24 protein-coding genes are annotated in these 19,905 nt (G+C 72.0%); 13 read left to right on the top strand and 11 right to left on the bottom strand.

Annotated features, from left to right (window positions below; translation table 11 throughout):
- Positions 1-77: 77 nt before the first annotated feature.
- The 3 genes from ACSP50_RS16000 to ACSP50_RS15990 all read right to left on the bottom strand — a co-directional run bounded on the left by ACSP50_RS16000 (position 78) and on the right by ACSP50_RS15990 (position 3,195).
- Positions 78-863, bottom strand: coding sequence for an SAM-dependent methyltransferase (locus ACSP50_RS16000; protein WP_014690264.1), 786 nt, complete (start codon positions 861-863; stop codon positions 78-80).
- An 80-nt stretch (positions 864-943) separates the two neighbouring features.
- Positions 944-2,011 carry an amidohydrolase family protein gene (locus ACSP50_RS15995; RefSeq protein WP_014690263.1) on the bottom strand — a complete coding sequence of 356 codons (1,068 nt, stop codon included), beginning with the start codon at positions 2,009-2,011 and terminating at the stop codon, positions 944-946.
- A 110-nt stretch (positions 2,012-2,121) separates the two neighbouring features.
- A complete protein-coding gene (locus tag ACSP50_RS15990; protein WP_014690262.1) occupies positions 2,122-3,195 on the bottom strand; it encodes a TIGR00374 family protein in 1,074 nt (357 codons plus the stop codon).
- A gap of 180 nt (positions 3,196-3,375) precedes the next feature.
- Here ACSP50_RS15990 and ACSP50_RS15985 point away from each other — a divergent pair, with 180 nt between their 5' ends.
- A complete protein-coding gene (locus ACSP50_RS15985; protein WP_014690261.1) occupies positions 3,376-4,014 on the top strand; it encodes a DedA family protein in 639 nt (212 codons plus the stop codon).
- Here the strand turns inward: ACSP50_RS15985 and pdxY are convergent.
- The 4 genes from pdxY to ACSP50_RS15970 form a co-directional block, all read right to left on the bottom strand.
- On the bottom strand, positions 3,999-4,850 hold the full coding sequence (gene pdxY, locus ACSP50_RS15980) for a pyridoxal kinase PdxY (RefSeq protein WP_014690260.1): 852 nt from the start codon (positions 4,848-4,850) through the stop codon (positions 3,999-4,001). The two genes, ACSP50_RS15985 and pdxY, sit on opposite strands and share 16 nt — an antisense overlap.
- A gap of 20 nt (positions 4,851-4,870) precedes the next feature.
- Positions 4,871-5,041: a hypothetical protein gene (locus ACSP50_RS41890; RefSeq protein ID WP_014690259.1), complete on the bottom strand. Its 171-nt coding sequence runs from the start codon at positions 5,039-5,041 to the stop codon at positions 4,871-4,873.
- 9 nt (positions 5,042-5,050) lie between these two features.
- Positions 5,051-6,208, bottom strand: coding sequence for a Platelet-activating factor acetylhydrolase (locus ACSP50_RS15975; RefSeq protein WP_014690258.1), 1,158 nt, complete (start codon positions 6,206-6,208; stop codon positions 5,051-5,053).
- A 298-nt stretch (positions 6,209-6,506) separates the two neighbouring features.
- Positions 6,507-7,043 carry a hypothetical protein gene (locus tag ACSP50_RS15970; protein ID WP_155123510.1) on the bottom strand — a complete coding sequence of 179 codons (537 nt, stop codon included), beginning with the start codon at positions 7,041-7,043 and terminating at the stop codon, positions 6,507-6,509.
- Between the two features lie 18 nt (positions 7,044-7,061).
- On the opposite strand from ACSP50_RS15970, the gene ACSP50_RS15965 reads away from it, so the two are divergent.
- A complete protein-coding gene (locus ACSP50_RS15965) occupies positions 7,062-7,748 on the top strand; it encodes an HAD family hydrolase (RefSeq protein ID WP_014690256.1) in 687 nt (228 codons plus the stop codon).
- Between the two features lie 256 nt (positions 7,749-8,004).
- Positions 8,005-9,285: an EAL domain-containing protein gene (locus tag ACSP50_RS15960; RefSeq protein ID WP_014690255.1), complete on the top strand. Its 1,281-nt coding sequence runs from the start codon at positions 8,005-8,007 to the stop codon at positions 9,283-9,285.
- A 135-nt stretch (positions 9,286-9,420) separates the two neighbouring features.
- On the opposite strand, the gene ACSP50_RS15955 is transcribed toward ACSP50_RS15960, so the two are convergent.
- Positions 9,421-9,591 carry a hypothetical protein gene (locus ACSP50_RS15955; RefSeq protein WP_014690254.1) on the bottom strand — a complete coding sequence of 57 codons (171 nt, stop codon included), beginning with the start codon at positions 9,589-9,591 and terminating at the stop codon, positions 9,421-9,423.
- 184 nt (positions 9,592-9,775) lie between these two features.
- Here ACSP50_RS15955 and ACSP50_RS15950 point away from each other — a divergent pair, with 184 nt between their 5' ends.
- The gene (locus tag ACSP50_RS15950) at positions 9,776-10,738 is read left to right on the top strand and encodes an undecaprenyl-diphosphate phosphatase (RefSeq protein WP_043511513.1); all 963 of its coding nucleotides are present in this window, start codon (positions 9,776-9,778) and stop codon (positions 10,736-10,738) included.
- A 31-nt stretch (positions 10,739-10,769) separates the two neighbouring features.
- Here the strand turns inward: ACSP50_RS15950 and ACSP50_RS15945 are convergent, their stop codons facing one another.
- From ACSP50_RS15945 to ACSP50_RS15935, 3 genes are all read right to left on the bottom strand, one after another.
- Positions 10,770-11,309 carry a hypothetical protein gene (locus tag ACSP50_RS15945; RefSeq protein WP_014690252.1) on the bottom strand — a complete coding sequence of 180 codons (540 nt, stop codon included), beginning with the start codon at positions 11,307-11,309 and terminating at the stop codon, positions 10,770-10,772.
- 197 nt (positions 11,310-11,506) lie between these two features.
- Positions 11,507-12,265: a hypothetical protein gene (locus tag ACSP50_RS15940; protein WP_014690251.1), complete on the bottom strand. Its 759-nt coding sequence runs from the start codon at positions 12,263-12,265 to the stop codon at positions 11,507-11,509.
- Positions 12,262-12,570, bottom strand: coding sequence for a PadR family transcriptional regulator (locus tag ACSP50_RS15935; RefSeq protein WP_014690250.1), 309 nt, complete (start codon positions 12,568-12,570; stop codon positions 12,262-12,264). Before ACSP50_RS15935 ends, ACSP50_RS15940 begins: the two co-directional genes overlap by 4 nt.
- 42 nt (positions 12,571-12,612) lie before the next feature.
- Here ACSP50_RS15935 and ACSP50_RS15930 point away from each other — a divergent pair, with 42 nt between their 5' ends.
- The 9 genes from ACSP50_RS15930 (at position 12,613) to ACSP50_RS15895 (ending at position 19,894) form a co-directional block, all read left to right on the top strand.
- Positions 12,613-13,488 (top strand): ABC transporter ATP-binding protein, encoded by an 876-nt coding sequence (locus ACSP50_RS15930; RefSeq protein ID WP_014690249.1) that lies wholly within the window; start codon positions 12,613-12,615, stop codon positions 13,486-13,488.
- Positions 13,485-14,180, top strand: coding sequence for an ABC transporter permease (locus ACSP50_RS41885; protein WP_014690248.1), 696 nt, complete (start codon positions 13,485-13,487; stop codon positions 14,178-14,180). Before ACSP50_RS15930 ends, ACSP50_RS41885 begins: the two co-directional genes overlap by 4 nt.
- Positions 14,180-15,079, top strand: a complete 900-nt coding sequence (locus ACSP50_RS15925) for a hypothetical protein (RefSeq protein WP_014690247.1) — start codon at positions 14,180-14,182, stop codon at positions 15,077-15,079. Before ACSP50_RS41885 ends, ACSP50_RS15925 begins: the two co-directional genes overlap by 1 nt.
- A gap of 176 nt (positions 15,080-15,255) precedes the next feature.
- The gene (locus ACSP50_RS15920; protein WP_231956943.1) at positions 15,256-15,621 is read left to right on the top strand and encodes a BlaI/MecI/CopY family transcriptional regulator; all 366 of its coding nucleotides are present in this window, start codon (positions 15,256-15,258) and stop codon (positions 15,619-15,621) included.
- Between the two features lie 112 nt (positions 15,622-15,733).
- Positions 15,734-16,135 carry a TIGR03618 family F420-dependent PPOX class oxidoreductase gene (locus ACSP50_RS15915; RefSeq protein ID WP_014690245.1) on the top strand — a complete coding sequence of 134 codons (402 nt, stop codon included), beginning with the start codon at positions 15,734-15,736 and terminating at the stop codon, positions 16,133-16,135.
- A 260-nt stretch (positions 16,136-16,395) separates the two neighbouring features.
- The gene (locus tag ACSP50_RS15910; protein WP_043511506.1) at positions 16,396-16,914 is read left to right on the top strand and encodes a hypothetical protein; all 519 of its coding nucleotides are present in this window, start codon (positions 16,396-16,398) and stop codon (positions 16,912-16,914) included.
- A gap of 39 nt (positions 16,915-16,953) precedes the next feature.
- The gene (locus tag ACSP50_RS15905; RefSeq protein ID WP_014690243.1) at positions 16,954-17,508 is read left to right on the top strand and encodes a hypothetical protein; all 555 of its coding nucleotides are present in this window, start codon (positions 16,954-16,956) and stop codon (positions 17,506-17,508) included.
- 225 nt (positions 17,509-17,733) lie between these two features.
- Entirely contained in the window at positions 17,734-18,897 is a 1,164-nt protein-coding gene (locus ACSP50_RS15900) for an MAB_1171c family putative transporter (protein WP_014690242.1), read from the top strand.
- 7 nt (positions 18,898-18,904) lie between these two features.
- Complete coding sequence (locus tag ACSP50_RS15895; protein ID WP_014690241.1) at positions 18,905-19,894, top strand: aldo/keto reductase; 990 nt, start codon at positions 18,905-18,907, stop codon at positions 19,892-19,894.
- The last annotated feature ends 11 nt before the right edge of the window (positions 19,895-19,905 follow it).

Genomic DNA, 19,905 nt, shown 5'->3' with positions numbered 1-19,905 from the left:
CCGGCGACCGTGGGATGTCTGCCGCGAACCGCCCGCCGCCGAGGAAGTACGCGGGGCAGCAGGTGCCGTCGGGTCGATCAGCGTTTCCGGCCGACACCGCCGTAGAGGGCGACCTGGGCGTCGGTGAGTGTGGTCTGCTCGTCAGGCCGCCAGCGGAGGATCGGGACCACGCCGGGCGGGACGGTCTCGAGCTTGGCGAAGAAGCGGGCCAGTTCGTCGAGTGAACGTTGCCGGCTGTGCACGCCCTGGCGGCGCATCACCTCGGCGAACCGGGCCCAGGCTTCGGGATCGTGGTCGCCGGTCATGTGGGAGATCACCAGGTGGCTGCCGGTGGGCAGCGCGTCCATGAGCTGGGCGACCGTCGTGTAAGGGTCCTGCTCGTCGTCGAAGAAGTGCAGGACGGCGTAGAGCAGCAGGGCGACCGGCTCGCCGAGGTCGAGATGGTCACGCGCCGCGGACAGGATCCGGTCCGTGTCGGCGAAGTCGGCGTCGACGTACGCCGTGTGTCCCTGCGGCCCGCTGGTCAGCAGGGCTCGGGCGTGGGTGAGCACGAGGGGGTCGTTGTCGACGTAGACGATCCGCGCGGTGGGGTCGATCGCCTGGGCCACCTCGTGAACGTTGGGCGAGGTGGGTAGTCCGGTGCCGATGTCGAGGAACTGCCGGATGCCGGCTTCGCCGGCCAGGAAGCGCACCGTGCGTTGCACGAACGCCCGGTTCTGCAGGGGCGCGGTGGCCACGTTGGGGTTGACTTTGAGTCCCTCGGCCGCGGCCGCGCGATCGGCCGCGAAGTTGTCCTTGCCGCCCAGCAGGAAGTCGTAGACGCGAGCGGGGTGCGGGCGCCCGACGTCGAGGGGATCGGTCATAGGCGAAGAGTAGTCCGCCATTGTCCGCTATGGATTGCCGGCTGTCCGTCGATCGTGGCGGCTCCGCGGCCCGGACCCGGCTACGGGACAGGCACCCAGGGTCGCGTGGGGACCCGCTTGCCGCGGACGATCACCGCGAGCGGCTTGTCGAGCCGGCCCAGATCGGCCCGCGGATCCCCGTCGAACACCACGGCATCCGCCGGCGCCCCGTCCACCAGACCGGGCAGACCCAGGAACGAGCGGGCCGTCCAGGAGGCGGCGGCGATCGCCCGGTGCGGCGACACCCCGGCCGCGACCAGCGCACGGATCTCCCGGACGATCCCGCCGTGCGGTCGCGTGTCGGTGCCGGCCAGCACGGTGACCCCGGCTTCGACCGCCGCGGCGGTGAGCCCGGCGTGGGCGCCGGCCCCCGGCACGTACCAGCTGCGGGCCGCGCGCTCGGGGTCGGCGAGAATCTGGGTCAGCGACCCGGTGATCGCGGCCAGCGTCGGGGTGAGCGCGATGCCCCGCTCGGCCATCAGCGGCAGCAGGTCCGGGTCGAGGCCCATGCCGTGCTCGATCGAATCCACCCCGGCCTCGACCGCGACCACCCCGCCCGCCGCCTGCTGGGTGTGCACCGCGAGCCGCCCACCCACCGCGTGCACCCGGGCCACCGCCTCGCGCAGCACGCCGACCGGCAGGACCGGGTCGGCCGGCTTCCAGTCGATCACCAGCTTGGCCCAGCCGGTGCGGGCGGCCTGCGCGGCCGCGACGGCCGGCAGGTCGGCATGATCGGGGCGGCGGCCCCAGCCGTCCATGAACTGGCCCTGCTGGGCGATCCACGGTCCGGCATGCTGGGCGCGCGGGCTGTCGTCCGCCGCCCCGAACCAGTCCGGCGGATCCCCGGCCAGCCCGGGCGCCCGGATCAGCGTGACCCCGGCGTCCAGGTGGGCCCGCAGATCCCGCCGCAGGATGTCGTCGTCGAGCGGCCGCCCGGGCTCCTCGGCGCCGGGATGGGTGTGCGCATCGACCAGTCCGGGCAGCACCCACCCCTCGGCCACCGACTCGGCACCCCGCACCGGATCCGTGGTCCACCGGTCCCCGTCGGCATAGAGATCGATCGGCTCCCCGTCAGGAAGCCCGAAACCCCGGACCCGCAGCACTGCCATGGACGGTCATCCTGCCGCACCCGTCCCAACGGGCCCCGCGCCACCCCTGCGCGAGCAGCGGTGTCAGGCTCCCGCGGTGAAGTGCGCCGAAGCCCACGACCGCCTCGCCGTCACCGGCGCTCACCGGGACGAGCAGTCCCGGTGGCATGAAGAATCGCTCCCCCGTGCAGGTCGGCAGGCGTCGGTGGCTCGACCGCCGGTGACGGCGGCGTGCGCAGGACCGCCCAGCAGGCCGCGCCCAGCGGCAACTGCAGCCAGCAGGAGAGCAGGCGGTAAAGCAGCACCGCGGCGGTGGCCGGCGCGGCCGCCGCGCCGCCCGCGGTGGTGACGGCCAGGATCAGCGCCGCCTCGATCACCCCGATGCCGCCGGGTGTCGCCGGGATCTGCCGGGCCAGCTGCGCCCCCAGATAGGCGGTCCCGAGCACCGCGATCGGCACCCGCAGGTTCAGCGCGTGCAGGCACGCGATCAGGCACACCAGGTCCGCGAGCCAGTTCAGCACCGCGAGGGCCAGGATCGCCAGCCATTGCGGTACGCGGACAGCGGCGCTCGCCACCAGCGTCTCGTGCACGCCGCGCCGCACCCGCGCCAGAGCCGTGGCCGGCTCGCCGGCCGGCGGCGGGTGGCGTCGCAGCGTGCGCACGCCGAGCGCCAGCCCGGTCACCGCCGCCACCATGATCGCGATCACCCGGGGGTCGCCGGCCTGCACCAGCGCATCACCGGCGTAGAGCACGGCCAGCCCGGTGACCGAGGCCGCGCCGCAGAGCGCGGTGACCGTGGCCGCGATCGGGCGGCTGGCGCCGCGCGCCCGGAACTGCCGGAAACCGTAGGCCGCGGCGACCGCGGACCCACCGGGCAGCGAGGTCGCCATCGCCGAGCGCACCAGGGTGACCGCCACCGAGGTGCGGGCCGCGATCGGCACGCCGAAGGCGCCCAGCAGCCGCCGCTCCTCCTCGGCGAACGCGACGGTGGAGATCACCTGCAGCAGCACGGCGGCGGTCAGCCAGCCCGCCCTGGTCTGTCGCAGCGCGGTCCAGGTGGCGGCCACCCCGGGCAGGTGCCCCTGCAGCTCGTGGACGGCGAGGCAGCCGGCCAGGGCCAGGACGGGGAGTTTCCACCAGCCGCCACGGCGGTTCGCGGGGGCCGTCCGGGGCGGCTGGTCGCGTACAGAATCGGTGGTTGTCATTGATCCTCTGCGGTGCGGATCGTCGCGGCGGGACGTCTTCGAGGATCGGCGGCGAGGGTAAGGGAAGTGCTCGGGGGCGGCTAAGAGGCGGCTAAGAATTCCGGCTCCTACATGCCGTAGGTTTACCGGGACCGAGGCGGGGTAGGTCAGGCCGGAACTCGACGGAGGGAACCACATCCGATGACCGCAGCGCTGGGCCCTTCGTTTCTCGCGCCGGAATGGCTGATCTCGACATTCGGACTGGTCGGGATCCTCGCCATCGTGTTCGCCGAGTCAGGACTGCTGATCGGCTTCTTCCTGCCCGGTGACTCGCTGCTGTTCACCGCGGGTCTGCTGATCGCCGGCGGCACCTATCTGCACCAGCCGCTGTGGCTGATGTGCCTGCTGGTGTCGGTCGCGGCGGTCGCCGGCGACCAGTTCGGCTATCTGTTCGGGCGGCGTTTCGGGCCGGCCCTGTTCCGCCGGCCCGATTCACGGCTGTTCAAGCAGGAGAATCTCGGCCGGGCGCGGGACTTCTTCGCCAAGTACGGCGCCCGGTCGATCATTCTGGCCCGGTTCGTGCCGATCGTCCGGACCTTCACCCCGATCGTGGCCGGCGCCAGCCACATGCCTTACCGCACGTTCCTGAGCTACAACGTGATCGGCGGCACCGCGTGGGGCTGCGGTGTCACGATTCTCGGCTATTTCCTCGGCCAGATCGCCTTCGTGAAGTCGAACATCGAATTCATCCTGGTCGGCATCGTGGCCCTGTCGGTCGTCCCGATCGGCATCGAACTGCTGCGCGGCCGGCGCCGCGCCCGGGCTCAGCGCACCCGCTGAGCGCGGAACTGCAGGCGCGGCGCGGCATAGAACTCCTGCGCCTGGATCAGCTGCAGTTCGCGCTCCCCCGACTCGAACGTCGTCTTCAAAAGATCGAAGACGCTGGACACGGTACGTTCGAGAGCCGTCGCCGCCTCGCCCGTGGCCACGTAGTGCGCGGTGAACAGGGCGGCCGTCACGTCCCCGGAGCCGTTCGCCTTGAACGGCAGGTGCGGCGTGCTCACCAGCCATGCTCCGGCGTCGGCGACGACCAGCATCTCGATCGTCCCCGGCTCCCGGTCCGGCCGCTCCACGCTGGTGACCAGCACGGTCGACGGACCCATGGCCCGGGCCAGGTCGGCCGAGGCCAGGGTCGAGTCGATGTCGGCCGGCTCGGTGCCGGTCAGGAAGCCCAGCTCGAACTGGTTCGGCGTGATGATGTCGGCGACCGGCACCACCCGGTCGCGCAGCAGCACCGGGATCTCCGGCGCGACGAAGCAGCCGGACTTGGCGTTGCCCATCACCGGGTCACACGCGTACACCGCGTTCGGGTTCGCCGCCTTGACCCGGCGCACCGCGTCGATGATCACGTCGGCGATCCCGGCGCCGCCCTGATACCCGGACAGCACCGCGTCGATCTGCGGGAACACCCCGCGCTCCGCGACCCCGAGAATGATCTCGGCGACGTCGGCGGGCGGCAGCAGCGGCCCGCGCCACGCCCCGTACCCGGTGTGGTTGGAGAAGTTGACGGTCGGGATCGGAACGACCTCGACACCGATGCGCTGCAGCGGGAACACGGCCGCGGAGTTGCCGACGTGACCGTGCGCGACCACCGACTGGATGGACAGAACTTTCATGACCGCCAGCCTAAAGTCCGTCAGACGGCGACGGCTCGCGGGCGGTTGCGGACCGCCGCCCAGGCCATGAATCCGGCCAGCACCGCCAGCACCACGGTGATCAGCAGCGAGGTGAGGATCGCGGCCCCGGCCGGGTAGCCGAGGCCGAGACCCTGCGGCCCCCAGCCGAGTGAGGTGGTGCCGCGCGGCATGCCCCGGCCCTAAGGCAGGAACCTGACCTCGGGGAACGCCCGGCTCGGCCCGTCCAGCAGCCGGCTGTGCCGCCCGCGCAGATGCTGGTCGAAGAAGGCCAGCGGATACGCCTGCTGGATCCGCACCGCCCGGCCCGGATCCAGGGTGCCGATCTCCCCCTGCAGCATCTCGTCGCTCAACCCCACGATCGGGGCCACCTGGGCGTACAGGGTCTGATAATCGGTGTACGACGGATGCGCCGCCCCGTCCGCCCGGATGGTGAGCCGCCACCCGCGCAGATGCGACCAGAACGCGGCCACCGCCGGATGGTCCGCCCGGTTGAAGAAGGCGCTCATCAGCAGCACCGGCCGATCCAGATCGGTCGACGGCATCGGATCGGACTCCATCGGCCCGTCCAGGATCAGCCCGGCCCGCACCCGCCGGTCGGCGGCCATCAGCAGCGCGGTCGCGGTGCCACCCTTGGAGTGCCCGTACATGCCGATCCGCCGCACGTCGATCGCCCGGCCCAGCCCGTCCGGCAGCGGGCGGCCGTCCACATCCGGATTCCCGCCGCGCGCGACCACCTCGAGCTGATCGATGACGAACCCGGCGTCCCGGGCGAAGTCCAGCGGCAGCATCAGCGGATCCTCCACCGGTTCCAGGACGCGGCCATCCGGGAACTCGGTGTACGCGTCGAAGGTGTGATCGACGGTCGCCACCACGAAACCGTGGCTCACCAGCTCCTGCGCGATGATCGTCGTCTCCGAGCGGTGATCGTGGGCGCCATGCGAATACACCACGACCGGAAAACCCTGCGGTGTACGCCGTACCGGAGCACCCAGTCGTCCCGACGTGAACGGCGCGAGCACCGCGTCCCGGTCGAAATCGGCCGACGCGAGCAGCAGCCGCATCGGCTCGGCGTCCAGCCACGTCTCCACCGGCCCGGGCCGGCTGCCCTCGGCCGGATACCAGATGTTGGCCATCAGCTCGCGCGGCCGCCCCTGATGGGTCCGCGACCGGTCCACGAGATGCAGCCGCGTCGTCCCCACCGGCAGCGGCCCGGTCGGCCGCGGCAACCGCAGCCGCGGCGGCCCGGAACTCACCGCCGCGTTCGCCACACCCCCGAACGGCACGCTGATCCCTGCCGCCAGCGTCGCCCCGAGCAGCCCTCGCCGCGAAATACCCACGATCCCTCCCCATCTGCGTCCACTTCCGACGCCGACAACGCTAGGGATCGACCGGCCCGCCCACATCCTCCCGACGATGACAGTCGATGGACGCGGTCCGACTACGGCATACATCGAAAGAAGTAGCGCCCCTCGCCGCGCGCGAGGCCGCCGCGGCCGCCCCGGCCCGGCCCGCGGACACCTCCGCACCGCCCCGGCCGCCGACCTCGCCCGAGCCGTCCGCACCCACCGCGAAACCGGCCCCGCCCCCACGGCCTGCACCGCGCTGCGTCAGGCCGCCCGCCGCGGACCGGCAGGCTCAGCCACGGTGGTCGGCCATCCCTGCGTTCTGCGTCAGCGTTTCGTCGGGCCACGGATCCGGCAGCGGCCCCGCCGAGGGCGAGGGCCCGTAAGGCGTGTGACCCGCTCGGAAATGCCGGAGATGGTTGACCGACGAGATCAGGATGCGCTCGAAGAGTGCGGGTTCCTCATGGAGTCGTCCGCTGTACCGGTCCGGGTGCTGCTCCACCTTGAGGTCGGTGAAGACCGCCGACTCGCCGGAGCCCCGGACGCGGACCTGCGCCTCATAGACCTGGAAGCCGGTCCACGACCGCCACATCCGCACCGTGTCCGCGTCGTCGAGATGCGCCATCCAGCGGATTTCCATGTCAAAGTAGCCGAGCCCGTCGCGGAGCAATCCGATGGTGTCCGCGTCCAGGATGAGGCCCGGCCGATGACCGGTCAGGTGGAGAGCCAGCGCGGGACGAACCCTGGCCGCACTCGGCGCGGTGAACAACGGACGGATGTCCTCAGGCGGCATGACCGCATTCTCACCTACGCTTGCGGCGAGCACCAACCGTGCCAGGATTCACCTGTGCCGGCTGCCGTGCTGTTCGACCTCGACGACACGTTGATCGACGAGACGACCGCGTCCCGCGATGCCGTGCTCGCTTGGGCCGCGGAGCTGGAGCTCACCGGGCCGGGAGCCGACCAGCGGTGGGCGCGGATCTCGGCCCGGCACTACTCCCGCTACCAGCGACGGGAGCTCTCCTTCGCGCAGCAGCGGCGAGAACGGGTCCGTGACTTCCTCGGCACCGCCCTCACCGACACCGCAGCGGATCGGCTCTTCGCCACCTACCTGCGGCACTACGAAGCCGCCTGGACCGTTTTCGACGACGCGGTGCCCACGCTCCGCCGAGCACGGGAGTCCGGCCTGCGGGTCGCCGTGCTGACCAACGGTGAACATAGCCAGCAGCACCACAAGCTCGAACGCCTTTCCCTGCTGTCCGAGATCGACCTGCTGGTGGCCTCCTCCACCCTGCCCGCCGGCAAGCCGGACCCCGGCGCATTCCGCCATACGGTCAACCACTTGGGGGTCGAGCCCGTCGACGTCGTGATGGTCGGCGACTCCCTGGAGAAGGACGTCTTCGGAGCCCGAGCGGCGGGCCTGTCCGCGATCCTGCTGGACCGGGACGGGACCCGGGCCGGGTCCGGGGTCCCCCGCGTACGGTCCCTCAACGACCTCGTCTTCACCCCTGACAGGAAGATGACGCCCACGTGAGCTACAGCTTGATCCAGTAGTGCCGCACCGGACCGTGCCCGTTGTCGCCGACGTCCCGAGGATGCCGCCGTGGCGCTCGATCGTCTTCGCCGAGGCGATGGTGTCCACGGCGCACACGATCGGAAGTCGCTCCAGCCCGAGCTCTCGCGCCAGGTTGAGCAGCCCGCAGCGGGGCGGTCGCGCGGTCTCGGCCTCAGGTCCTGTGCGCGGGTGCCGATCGGGACACTGGAAACCCCTCGCCGAACGGAGCTGCGACGTGGCCGTACAGCGGTCGAATGCGATGCCGGCACGGCGACTGGGCACGGGGTCGCTGATCGAGCGGATCGTGGCGGAGCGCGCCATCTATCCGGTCTTCCAGCCGATCGTCGATCTCGGCTCGCACGCGGTCGTCGGGGTCGAGGCGTTGGCGCGTGGTCCGGCGGGCTCTGCCCTGGAGACTCCCGACGCGCTGTTCGCCGCCGCGATCGAGGCCGGTTTGCTGACCGAGTTGGACCAGTTGTGCTACGCCCGCGCGCTGGAGACGGTCCGGGACGCCGGGCCACCGGTGCCGCCACTGGTGTTCGTCAATGCCGAGCCCGCCGGATTGAGCCAGCCGATGTCTCCGGACCTCGCCGCTGTGGTCCGGAGCAGCCTGCCTTTTCGGATCGTGCTGGAGTTCACCGAACGCGCGCTGACGAGCCGACCGGCTGCGGTCCTGCGCCTCGCCGACCTCGTCCATTCCCTCGGTAATGCCGTCGCGTTGGACGACGTGGGTGCCGACCCTGCCTCGCTGGCGTTTCTGCCGCTCGTCGAGCCGGATGTCGTCAAGCTCGACATGCATCTGATCCGCGATCCGTATTCACCGAAAACCCAGGCGACGGCCGCCGCTGTCGTGGGATACGCCGACCGCAGCGGAGCGACGGTACTGGCTGAGGGCATCGAGACACCGGACGACGAGGTGAACGCCGCGGCTCTGGGCGCGCGATGGGGGCAGGGGTGGTTGTTCGGTCGGCCCGGGCCGTTGGAGATGATGCTGGGCCGCGAGTACGCGCAGTCGCCGGCCGTGTCCCGATTCGTGCCAGGCGTTGAACCGGTGCACGGGGAGACGCCGTTCGCCATAGCCGCTCACCGACAGCCGGTGCGCGTGGCCGGGCCGGACATGGCCGACGCCCTGATCGACCACGTCCTGGCATCCATCGGGGATCGCGGTCGGCAGAGCATCGTGATGTGCGCCATCAATGGGCCGGGACAGCCGTCGCGATGGCTTCCGAGACTCGTCGCCGCGGCCGATCACTTCACCTACCTGGGTCTGCTCAGCGGCTCAGCGTTGCCCTCCGTCGCTGATGTGCAGGTCCAACGGATCGAAGAGAGTGACCCGCTTCGCGAAGAGACCGTGATATCGGTACTCACGGAGGACGTTTCGATGGCGCTGTGCCTGAAATCGATCGGATCAGAATCGGCCGGCGATCGCGATTCCGTTCAATTCGTCTACCCGCAGAGCAGGCACATCGTGCATCCCATCCTGCGTAACATGATGCGCCGCTTCGGCACCTGGTGAAGAGCGGTGACGGTCGCGACGCTCAGAGAAAGACCGAGGCCGGCATCACGCGCTGCCGATCCCTCGTCACCGGGACCGGTCCACGCCGAAGGGGGTGGCACCGCGAGCGACGCGGCACCACCCCCCTCTCCCCCGTCAGCGGGCCGGGATCAGGCGTGTCGCCTGGGGGGACGGCGGGGTGCCGGAGCCGCGCCGGCCGCGTCGGACCCGGGCCGCGGTGGCCAGGCGCTCGCGGTCGGCTTCGGCGATCAGGGTGCGGCGGTGGTCGTCGGCGAGGGTGAGTGAGATGGCGGGGTGGATCAGCATGACCGGCTCCTTCGTGGTGGTGATGAGTCGATCCTCGGATTTCGCGAGGGCTGCCACATCGGGAGCGGATGCGTATCTTCGCTGGTCACCGTGGTTTAGAGGGGGCTCGCGGCGGGACTAGGTATACGTACGCGGCAAGGGTCTTCAGGGTTTTCTCATGATGGATCCGGCACAATGCCTGGTCATGGCTGTCGCGTCACTTACCTACGCCGAGGCTGTGGTCATCGGACTGCTGCAGGGCGTCACCGAGCTCTTCCCGGTCTCCAGTCTCGGGCACAGCGTGCTGATCCCGGCGCTGATCGGCGGGCGGTGGGCGCAGGACCTGAGTCTCGGCGCCGACCAGTCGCCCTACCTGGCGTTCCTGGTGGCGGTGCACGTGGCGACGGCCGCGGCGCTGGTGTGGTTCTTCCGGGCCGACTGGGTGCGGATCGTGCGCGGGCTGTTCACCTCGGTGCGCGACCGGCGGATCGAGAACCCGGATCAGCGGCTGGCCTGGCTGCTGATCGCGGCGACCATTCCGGTGGGGCTGGCCGGGCTGGTCCTGGAGCACACCGTGCGGACCGCGCTGGGCAAGCCGCTGCCGGCCTCGATCTTCCTGCTCGTCAACGGGCTGCTGCTGGCCGGGGTGGAGCGGATCCGGCGGCGGACGCCGGAGCCCCGCGTGCCACTCGCCGTCGGCAGCGACGGGGTCTATGTGGGGTCGACCGCCCAGCAGCACGGCGGGGTCTCGGCGCACGGCGGCGACGTCGAGTCCGATCACCGGCTCGCCGGGCTGGGCTGGAAGCAGGCGATCCTGATCGGGGCGGCGCAGATCCTGGCGCTGCTGCCGGGGATCAGCCGGTCCGGCGTGACGATCGGGGCCGGCCTGCTGCGCGGGCTGTCCCACGAGGACGCGGCACGCTTCGCGTTCCTGCTGGCAACGCCGGTGATCGCGGCGGCCGGGGTGCTGAAGCTGCCGGAACTGGCCGGGCCGGCCGGGCACGGGATCGCCGGGCCGGTCCTGGCCGGCAGCCTGGTGGCGGGGGTCGCGGCGTACGTCTCGCTTCGGTTCTTGACCAGGTATTTCGAGACCCGGACGCTGAACCCGTTCGCCATCTACTGCGTGGTCGCCGGCCTGGGCGGCCTGATCTGGTTCGGCGTGCAGTAGTCGCCACCTCCCGCGCGGGGCCGAACCCGCTTCACGGCCCCGGCGGGTGGGGTTCGTGCGCGAGGAGGTAGTCGCGCAGCAGGGCGTGCCGGAATTCGTAGCCCCGACCGACCGCCCGCAGGATCCCGCGGGAACCCGCATCCTCCAGGAAGGCCAGCAGCGCGACCGGGGTGCCGACGGACCGGTGCAACTGCAGGAACGTCAGCCGGGTCGGCCAGGTCGCCCCGGAGATCAGGCAGGCGGCGCCACCGGCCAGGCCGCCGAAGGCGAGCGACGTGCCGAGCAGCGCCGCGCCGGCGGGCGCGGTCATGCTCGAGCCGGTGAAGTAGTGGTCGTACAGGACCAGCCCACCGAGGGCCGCCACGTAGGCACCGACGACCACACTGACCACGCGGGCATAGTGGCGGTCCCGGCGCCACACCAGAAGGGGATCCGCCGACATCTCCTCGTCGGTCTCCGGCTGGCCGGCGCCCAGTATCCAGAGGGCGAGGAAGATCGGCAGGACGAACGGGACCACGCAGAAGCCGACCAGCAGACCGAACGCGTACGGCGCGGTCGCCCGTGAGAACAACGACCGCAGCGGCCGCCGTCGTCAGCATCAGGCCGCCGGCCGCCAAGCCCGGGCGCCCTACCCGTGTCGCCATTGCCGGCACTCCCTCATCCGCGCCGGTCTCACCGTTCCGTCGACGGGAGACCGCGAAGGCGCGCCGGTCGATGTATCACCAACGGAAAGATCCCATCAAACCCCGGGGGCGCGGGCGCCGCGGCTCAGGCGACGTCGCACAGGTCGCGCAGGGTGAGCAGAGCGGGGACGGTCAGCAGGAGCATCGTCACCCCGAGGACGGCCGTGGTGAGCGGGCGCGCCGAGTGCGGGGCGGCGGCCAGGACGGTGGCGGACCCGGCGGCCAGGGCCGCGGTGAGGGTCCACAGGCCGTAGCTGAGGCGGGGCGCGGTGGTGGTGGCCTCGCCCAGGTCGGCGATCAGGCGGCAGGTCTGCACCACCCCGGCCAGCAGGGTGGCCCACCAGACGCCGAGCGCCAGGTGGCGGACGGCCGGGGGCACGGCGAGGCCGGCCGTGTTGGCCACGCAGACGATGGCCAGACCGGCGAGGGTGGGCACGGCGAGGCGCCGCACGACGTACGCCAGCAATTGCCGCAGGGCCGCGGCCGTGCGCCGCGGGAACGGCGCGGCCAGCAGCAGCGCCGCGCTGATCAGCAGGTCGCTGAGCAGCAGCGGCCGGGCGTGCGCCAGCGACCTGGGCAGCAGCGAGTCCTCCTCGGCGAGGAGGTGGCCGAGCAGCCAGGCGACCCCGGCCAGCAGGAACACGGTGACCGTGGCCCGGCTGCGGCGCTGCAGCGGGGAACCGGCCGGCCACAGCACCGGGTGCAGCCACATGGCGGCGGCGCCGGCCAGCAGGTTCGGCACGGTGCGCCAGCCGCCGGCGCGGACCTCGTCCTCCAGGCCGCTCCCCCAGCGGTCGCGCATCGGGCGCGGATAGCAGCGGACCAGACCGCGGGCCCCGATCATGCCGGCCGGATGCCGAGCCGGCGCAGGCCGGAGTCGGCGACCCGGGCCATCGCGCGCAGCTCCCGCTCGATCGCCGCGCGGCCCTGCGCGGTGAGCCGGACCGGCTGCCGGCGCCCCCGGCCGGGCAGCGACTCGATCAACCCTTTGGCTTCGAGCCTGGTCAGCGCGCCGTAGAGGCTGCCGGGACCGAGCCGGTCGCCGATCAGCTCCTCGATCGCGACGTTGATCGCATAGCCGTGCAGCGGGCCGTCGAGCAGCGCGCTCATCACCAAGATCTGTGAGTCCCGGGCTTCCACGAACCACATCTTACTACTTGTCACGTAGTACGCGTTGCGTACTATAGCGCCGTGACCGACATTCCCTTCCGTGCCGAGAACGTCACGAAACGGTTCCGCCGCACCACCGCCGTCGACGCGGTGACCTGGGCGCCGCGCGCCGGCCGGGTCACCGCGCTGGTCGGGCTGAACGGGGCCGGCAAGTCCACCCTGCTGCGGATGCTGGCCGGGCTGATCCGGCCCACCTCGGGCACGGTGACCCGGCACCGGCCGCTGTCCGCGATGATCGAGGCGCCGGCCCTGCACGCCGGCCTGAGCGCCCGCCGCAACCTGGAGATGCACCGGATCCTCACCGGGGCCGGCCGCGCCCGGCTGGCCGAGGTCGCCGAGCTCGCCCAGGTCACCGAGGTGCTCGACCGGCGGGCCGGGGCGCTGTCCCAGGGGTATCGGCAGCGGCTGGCGATCGCCGTGGCCCTGCTGGGCGCGCCGGCCGCGCTGCTGCTCGACGAGCCGGCCAACGCGCTCGACCCGGAGGCCGTCGTCCACCTGCGACACCTGGTGCGGACGGTGGCCGCGCAGGGCACCGCGGTCGTCGTCTCCAGCCACCAGCTGCGCGAACTCGACGGGGTCGCGGACGCGCTCACCCTGCTGCATCGGGGGCGGATCCGCTACGACGGGCCGTTCGGCGACTTCGTCGGTCCGGCCCGGCTGCGGGTCCGGGCCAGCGACCGCGACCGGCTGACCCGCGCGCTGCACGACGACGGTCTCACCGCGCAGCCCGGTGGCGACCACCTGTGGATCACCCCCGGCCGGCCCGGGCCCGACCGGACCGCTTCGCGGGTCTTCGCGGCCGCCGCGCGGGCCGGCGTCACGCTCGTCGAGCTGAGCCATGTCGCCCCGACGCTCGAGGAGGCCTTCCACCAGACGATTGCGGAGGTACGTCGATGATCAGCTCCTACCGCGCCGAAACGCTGCGGGCGCTCAGCCGGTCCAGCGCCGCGTTCCTGGCGCTGTGCACGGCACTGACCTGGTTCTCGATGGTGAACGCCGGCCCGCAACACCAGACCCCGCTGTGGGGCTTCCGCCAGGTCGCCATCTTCACGGCGACCCTGGTGCTGGGCCGCGCCGCCGTGGTCGCCGCCGGCGATTTCGGCTCCGGCACGATCCGCCCGTGGCTGATCTCGGCACGGACCCGGCCCGGCACGTTCCTCGGCAAACTCGCCGCGTCGGCCACCTTCGGGCTGGTCACCGCCCTGGTCACCGGCCTCGCCGGGGAAGCCGTGAGCGGCCTGCTCGGCCCGGTGCCGGCCCCGGCCGCGATGGCACTCGCGGTGGCCCAGCTCGGGTTCGCGTGCGTGGCGCTCGCCGTCTTCGGGCACGCCGCCGGCATGCTGACCCGGTCGGTGCCGGTGGCGCTGACCGTGGCGATCGGCTGGATCCTGCCGGCCGAGGCGGTGCTGCAGGGACACTCGGCGACCGTCGACCGGTGGCTGCCCGGCAACGTGCTGCAGGACTTCACGCTCGGCGGGGTCGCGGCCGGCAGCACCTGGGCCGGCGCGGCCGTGCACGCGACGCTGCCGTTCCTGGCCCTGGACGCGATCGCGCTCGCGCTGTTCCTGCGGCGGGACGTGAACGACTGATGCGGCGGGCGCCGATCGTGGCCGCGCTCGGGGCGGCCGCCGGGAGCGAGACGCTGAGCGTGCTGTCGACGCAGATTCGCGACGTACGGGCGAGCAGCCCCTGGCAGAGCGACCCGTACAACACGGTGCTGTCGGTGACGGTGTTCGCCGTGCCGGTCCTGGCCGTGCTGATCGCCGGACGGCTGGCCGCGTGGCAGGCGGCGGGCGGCGGAAGGCGCGGACGGGAACACCATCGGGCGCCGGGCGACGACGACCGCGAACGGCAGCTGCGGCGGGCGGCCGCCGCCCTGCTCGGGCTGGCCGGCGCCACCGCGGTCATCGAATGGATCGCGGTCGCTCTCCGGCCACACCCCTGGCGCGGCTGGACCGGCCCGCTGATCGGCGGCCTCACCGTCGCGACGCTCGCGCTCGCGCTCGCCACCGGTCTGCTGCTGCGCCGCCGCCTGCCCCGGCGCGCGCCGGGAATCTGGGCCTCGGACTGGCTGTCGGATCTGGCCGGACCGCCGATCCCGCGGCCGCTGACCGGATGGATCCGGCGGCACGCCACCGCGGTGTTCGCCGGGCTGAGCGTGCTGGCCGCGGCCGGGGTGGTCGGGTCGCTGGCCGTCGGCGAGGCATGGACCGACCCGCTGCTGATCGGCTGGGCATTCGTGCTGGAGGCAAGCGCGTGGTTCGCCCTGGCCGTACTCGGCAATCGGATCTGTGTCTTCGTCCTGCGCCCGCCGCACCGGACGGACGCCGCGGCGATCGGCTTCAGCCTGGGGATGCTGGTGGCGACCGCGTTCCACGGTCCGATCAGCACGGTCCCGGCGCTGGTCGCGGTCACCGCCGGCGCGGGACTGGTGGGTGCCGTGCTGGCTTCGGTCCACCGGCCGCGGATCGCCCGCGTCCCGGGATGACGGGCGTCCCGGCCGCCCCGGCATGGGAAGCCCGGCAGGTCAGGACCGCGCCGGGGCCGGTGACGACGATGGCGACCGGACGGCCCGGGGCGCCGGTGTCGAGGGTCGGGATCACGGTCGCGGCGGGCGGCTGGCACGTACCGCCCATCGGGATCCTGAATCGATATTCTCTCGTCGTGACGAACGACAGGCGGCGGCCCGGCGCCCTGGAAGCGGCCGTGATGGCCACGCTGTGGGCGGCCGACGCGCCGATGACCGCCGCCCAGGTGCAGCTGCTCGTCGGCGACGACCTGGCGTACAACACCGTCCAGACGATCCTGATCCGGCTGCACGGCAAAGGGCGGCTGCGGCGCCGGCGGGCCGGTCGCGGACACGAATACTGGCCGGTGGAGGACGCCGCGACAGCGGCGGCCGGGCGGATGCGGGCCGCGCTGCCGCCCGGATCGGGACGCCACGCCGTGCTGCGGCAGTTCGCCGCCACCCTCGACCCGGCGGACGCCGCCCTGCTGCGCGCGCTGCTGGCCGACAGTGACGGCGACTGAACCCGCGGCCGGTGTCCTGCGTCCGCTGGTGCCGACCGGAGGCCCGGCGGCTTGACCGTCGAACAGCAGGCGGCCGCCGTCGCCGACCCGTGGTCCGGCGTACGTTGGACCGATGATCACCCTGCCTGAGGGGCTGCTCGCCCTCCTGCGCCGCCCGAGCCCGTGCTTCATCGCCACCGTCGACCCGGACGGGTCGCCCCAGCTCACCGAGACATGGGTCGACACCGACGGTGAGCACATCCTGATCAATACGGTGGAGGGCTTCCGGAAGGTACGCAACATCGAGCGGGACCCGCGCGTCTCGGTCATCGTGACGGATCCGGACGACGTGACCGACTACTACTCGGTGAAGGGACACGTCATCGACGTGACCACGAAAAACGGCGCCGAGCACATCGACGAGCTGGCGCACCGGTATCTGGGCCGGCCGTACCCGTGGTTCGGAGGCCGCGACCAGGTGCGCCTCATCCTGACCATCGCCGCCGACCGGATCGTCCACGCGCCGCGCGGCTGAGCCCGCGCCACCGTCGGTACCGCCGTGCCGGAGGTGAGCCTGCGCCGGGCCCGCACCTCACCAGCAGTGATGTCGACGGACGAGGGCCCGTCGACATCACCCCCCGTTGCTCGAATACAAAACGTGCGTTGACCGACGCGGCATATCCGCTCAACGGGCGTTAAGTTACGCCCCAGGAACACGACTGTCCACAGGAGAACCGCGGCGAGGCTCGACCCGATCTGATATGGGACACTCGGCACAACGTCGACGGCGGAGGGATGATGACCGAAGTCATGGGTGCCGCGCCCGAGCCCACCGGCCTTTCCAGCCTCGCGGCGCGCCTCGACCACCTGTTCGACACGATCCGCCCGACCGCTGCCGAGCTCGGGGAGCATGACCAGCCGGGCCGGCGATACACCAACCGGGAGATCGCGGACAGGGTCAACGCAGTGGCGGGGACGATGCCCGGCGCGGTCACCATCAGCGCCGCGTACATCGGGGAGCTTCGGCGCGGTGTGGCCACCGACCCCCGAACCTCGCACGTGCAGGCGCTCGCCCGGGCGTTCGGTGTCGATCCGGGGTACTTCGTGGACGACGAGGCGGCCAGACGGGTCCAGGAGCAGATCGGCCTGCTCAACGAGCTTCGTCGGATGGACGTCCGGCAGGTGGCCTTGCGCCGCGTCCTGCAGGACAGTGGCCTGTCCACGGCGAGCGCGCTCCTGGTCGAACAGATGGTGGCCCGTCTGCACGAGGTCGAGTCCGATGCCACCGATCGGTCACGTCACCACCGCGACTGATCCCGTCCGTAGGATCGCCGACCGCCGGGAAGGAGGGCCATGAGCAGCAGTCAGGACGATGACCGGGAATTGCGTCGCCGCTGTCAAGCTGTCGTCGACGCCCTCGAGATCCCCTACCCGTTCGACATGGCCCTGCTCTGTCAGCGCATCGGTGGCCACCGCGGACGCCCGATCCATCTGATCGCGATGCCGATGCCGCCCGGCGGGCCGTCCGGCGTGTGGATCTCCGCGCGCGACTACGACGCCATCTTCTACGAGGCGGACACCGGCCGACCCCACCAGGATCACATCATCGGCCATGAGCTCGGACATCTGCTCTGCGGCCACGAGCGTGGCGTCGGGGACGACCTCGCGCGGATGCTGCTGCCCGACCTCGATCCGGCGCTCGTGCGGCGGGTGTTGCAGCGCACCGGCTACAGCGCGATCGATGAGCGTGAGGCGGAGATGGTGGCGTCGCTGCTGTTGCGAGCGGCGCAACGCCTCGGCACGCCGCCGCCCGCGGTCGCCCCGGATGCCGCCCCAGGCGGCGCGGCCGAGGTGGTGGCCCGGCTGCAGCGGTCGCTGGGCCGTCCCGTCGGCGACCTCGACGGCTGACGGCGCGGACATGGATTTCGGCGCGCGCCGCGTCGCTGTCGGGCCGCAAGGCCCCATGCTCCGGCGACCGATCGCCCGGGCCTGAGGGTTCCTGGCATGAGGGCCGGCGTCCACGGGGGAAGACGCCGGCCCACGGTTTGCCATCATAGCGGCAATGGTCGATGCTTCCAGCGTCGACCGTTCCACCGGGGGCGCCGCTGCCCGTCGCTGTACCGGAGATGACTGATGACGGCTCAGAGCCTCAAAGCTGTGCTGTTTCCCCTGTCGGCCGCCATCTGCCTGCTGGCGTTGACCTACAAGGCAGTGGACGCCAGGCGACGTCCGCGCGACCCGGCACTGATCGCCCTGCTGATCGCGTTCACCGGCAAGGGAGTCTCGTTCACGCTGTCCACGCCGGCGGTGTCGGCGACGGTGGACGCGGCAACGGGCGTACCGAACCTGGGCGCGCTCGGCATCCATCTCTGCGGCGGCGTGCTCTCCAGCGCCGCCTTCCTCGCCGCCCTGGTCCACTGGGTGTATCCGCGAGAGCGGGTGGCTCGTGCGGTCCGGGCCCGGGTGGTGGTGGCGGCGGTCATCGGGATCGTCATGGTGGCGCTGTGGTGGAGCGCCTCACGCGGCGGGCGGCGGTCGGCGCACTTCCTCCTGGACAATGCCGGCGAGCCCGCGGTCATCGCCTACCTGCTTCTGTACGTGACCGCTTTCGGTACCGCGATGACCGAGATCGTCCGGTTGTGCCGGCGGTACGGTCCACCGTCCGGCTCGAGCTGGCTTCGCCGGGGTCTCGCCCTGACCGCCCTCGGCGCCTCGGCATGCATCGTGTACTGCCTCAACCGCGCGTTCGTCATCGTGGCGGTGCAGCTCGGGTGGCACCCGTTGAACTGGGAGATACTCACCCCGATCGCCAACACGGTGGGTATCGCCGGGATCGCCGGCGGCCTGACCATGCCGTCCTGGGGCCCTCGGCTGGCCGCGGCCGTGCGCTGGTGCCGGCATTACCGCGATCAATGGCAGCTGTATCCGCTCTGGCGGGACGTGTGTGCGGCCGTCCCCGCCGTCGCCCTCCTGCCGCCCACCTCCCCGCTGCGCGACCGGCTGCATCCGGTCGACGTCGAGTTCCGGCTCTATCGACGCGTGGTGGAGATCCGCGACGGTCTCCTCGCCCTGCGCGCGGATCCCGGCCTGGGGACCGGCGACCGGGAAGCTCTCCGGATCCTGGACACGTCCCTGAACGACAGCGAGAACTACGCTGACGAGCTGGCGTGGTTGCGGCGCCGGGCCGCGGAGTACCGGCGGCGCACGGGCCCGTCACCGGACCGCGCCGACACCGACTGTCGCACCGACCCCCCGGCGACCGCCGGCGGTGCACCGAAGACCACCACCTGGAGGTAACGCTTCCATGAAGTACCGAACCGTGGGTGCCGCAGGCCCCACCGTGTCCGCCATCGGGCTCGGGTGCATGGGCATGTCGATCTCCTACGGCCCGCCGGACGAGGCGGAGTCGATCCGGACCCTGGACCGCGCCGCCGAGCTCGGCGTCACCCTGTACGACACCGCCGACGTCTACGGCCTCGGGGTGAACGAGGAACTGCTCGGCCGGTGGCTGGCCCGGCGGCGGCCCGAGGTGCTGGTGTCGACCAAGTTCGGCCTGCGCCGCGGGGCAGACGGACGCGTTTCCGAGGTGGACACCAGCCCCGCGTACGTGCCCGTGGCGTGCGACGCGTCGCTGCGACGGTTGGGCAGGCAGCACATCGATCTGTACTACGCGCACCGTCGCAGTCCCGAGGTTCCCATCGAGGACACGGTCGGGGCCATGGCCGGCCTGGTGGCCGCCGGCAAGGTTCGCTACCTGGGGCTGTCCGAGGTGAACCCGACCACGCTGCGCCGCGCCCACGCCGTACACCCGATCGCCGCCGTCCAGCTGGAATACTCGCTGTTCACCCGGGACGTGGTGGCCGGCGAGATGGCCGCCACCTGCCGTGAACTCGGTATCGCCGTGGTGGCCTACTGCCCGCTGGGCCGGGGCATGCTGACCGGACGGATCACCTCGCGCGATCAGCTTTCGGAAGCCGACGCCCGACTCCGGTGGCCGCGCTTCGACGCCGACAACCTGGTCCGCAACCTCACGCTGGTGACCGCGGTGGCTGAGGTCGCGCAGGAGATCGGCTGCACGCCCGCCCAGGCGGCACTGGCATGGCTGCTCGGTCAGGGCGAGAACGTCATCCCGATCCCGGGCACCAAGCGGGTCCGCTACCTCGAGGAGAACGTTGCGGCGGTGACGGTCGACCTCACGCCCACCCAGCTCGATCGTCTCCGCTCTGCGGTCCCGGCCGACGCGGTGGCCGGCACCAGATATCCCGCACAAGCCCTGGCCCGGCTCGGCCACTGACGGCGGACGCA

It is taken from the genome of Actinoplanes sp. SE50/110, assembly GCF_900119315.1.
GTDB lineage: Bacteria > Actinomycetota > Actinomycetes > Mycobacteriales > Micromonosporaceae > Actinoplanes.
This window is presented reverse-complemented; position numbering and strand designations above follow the sequence as displayed.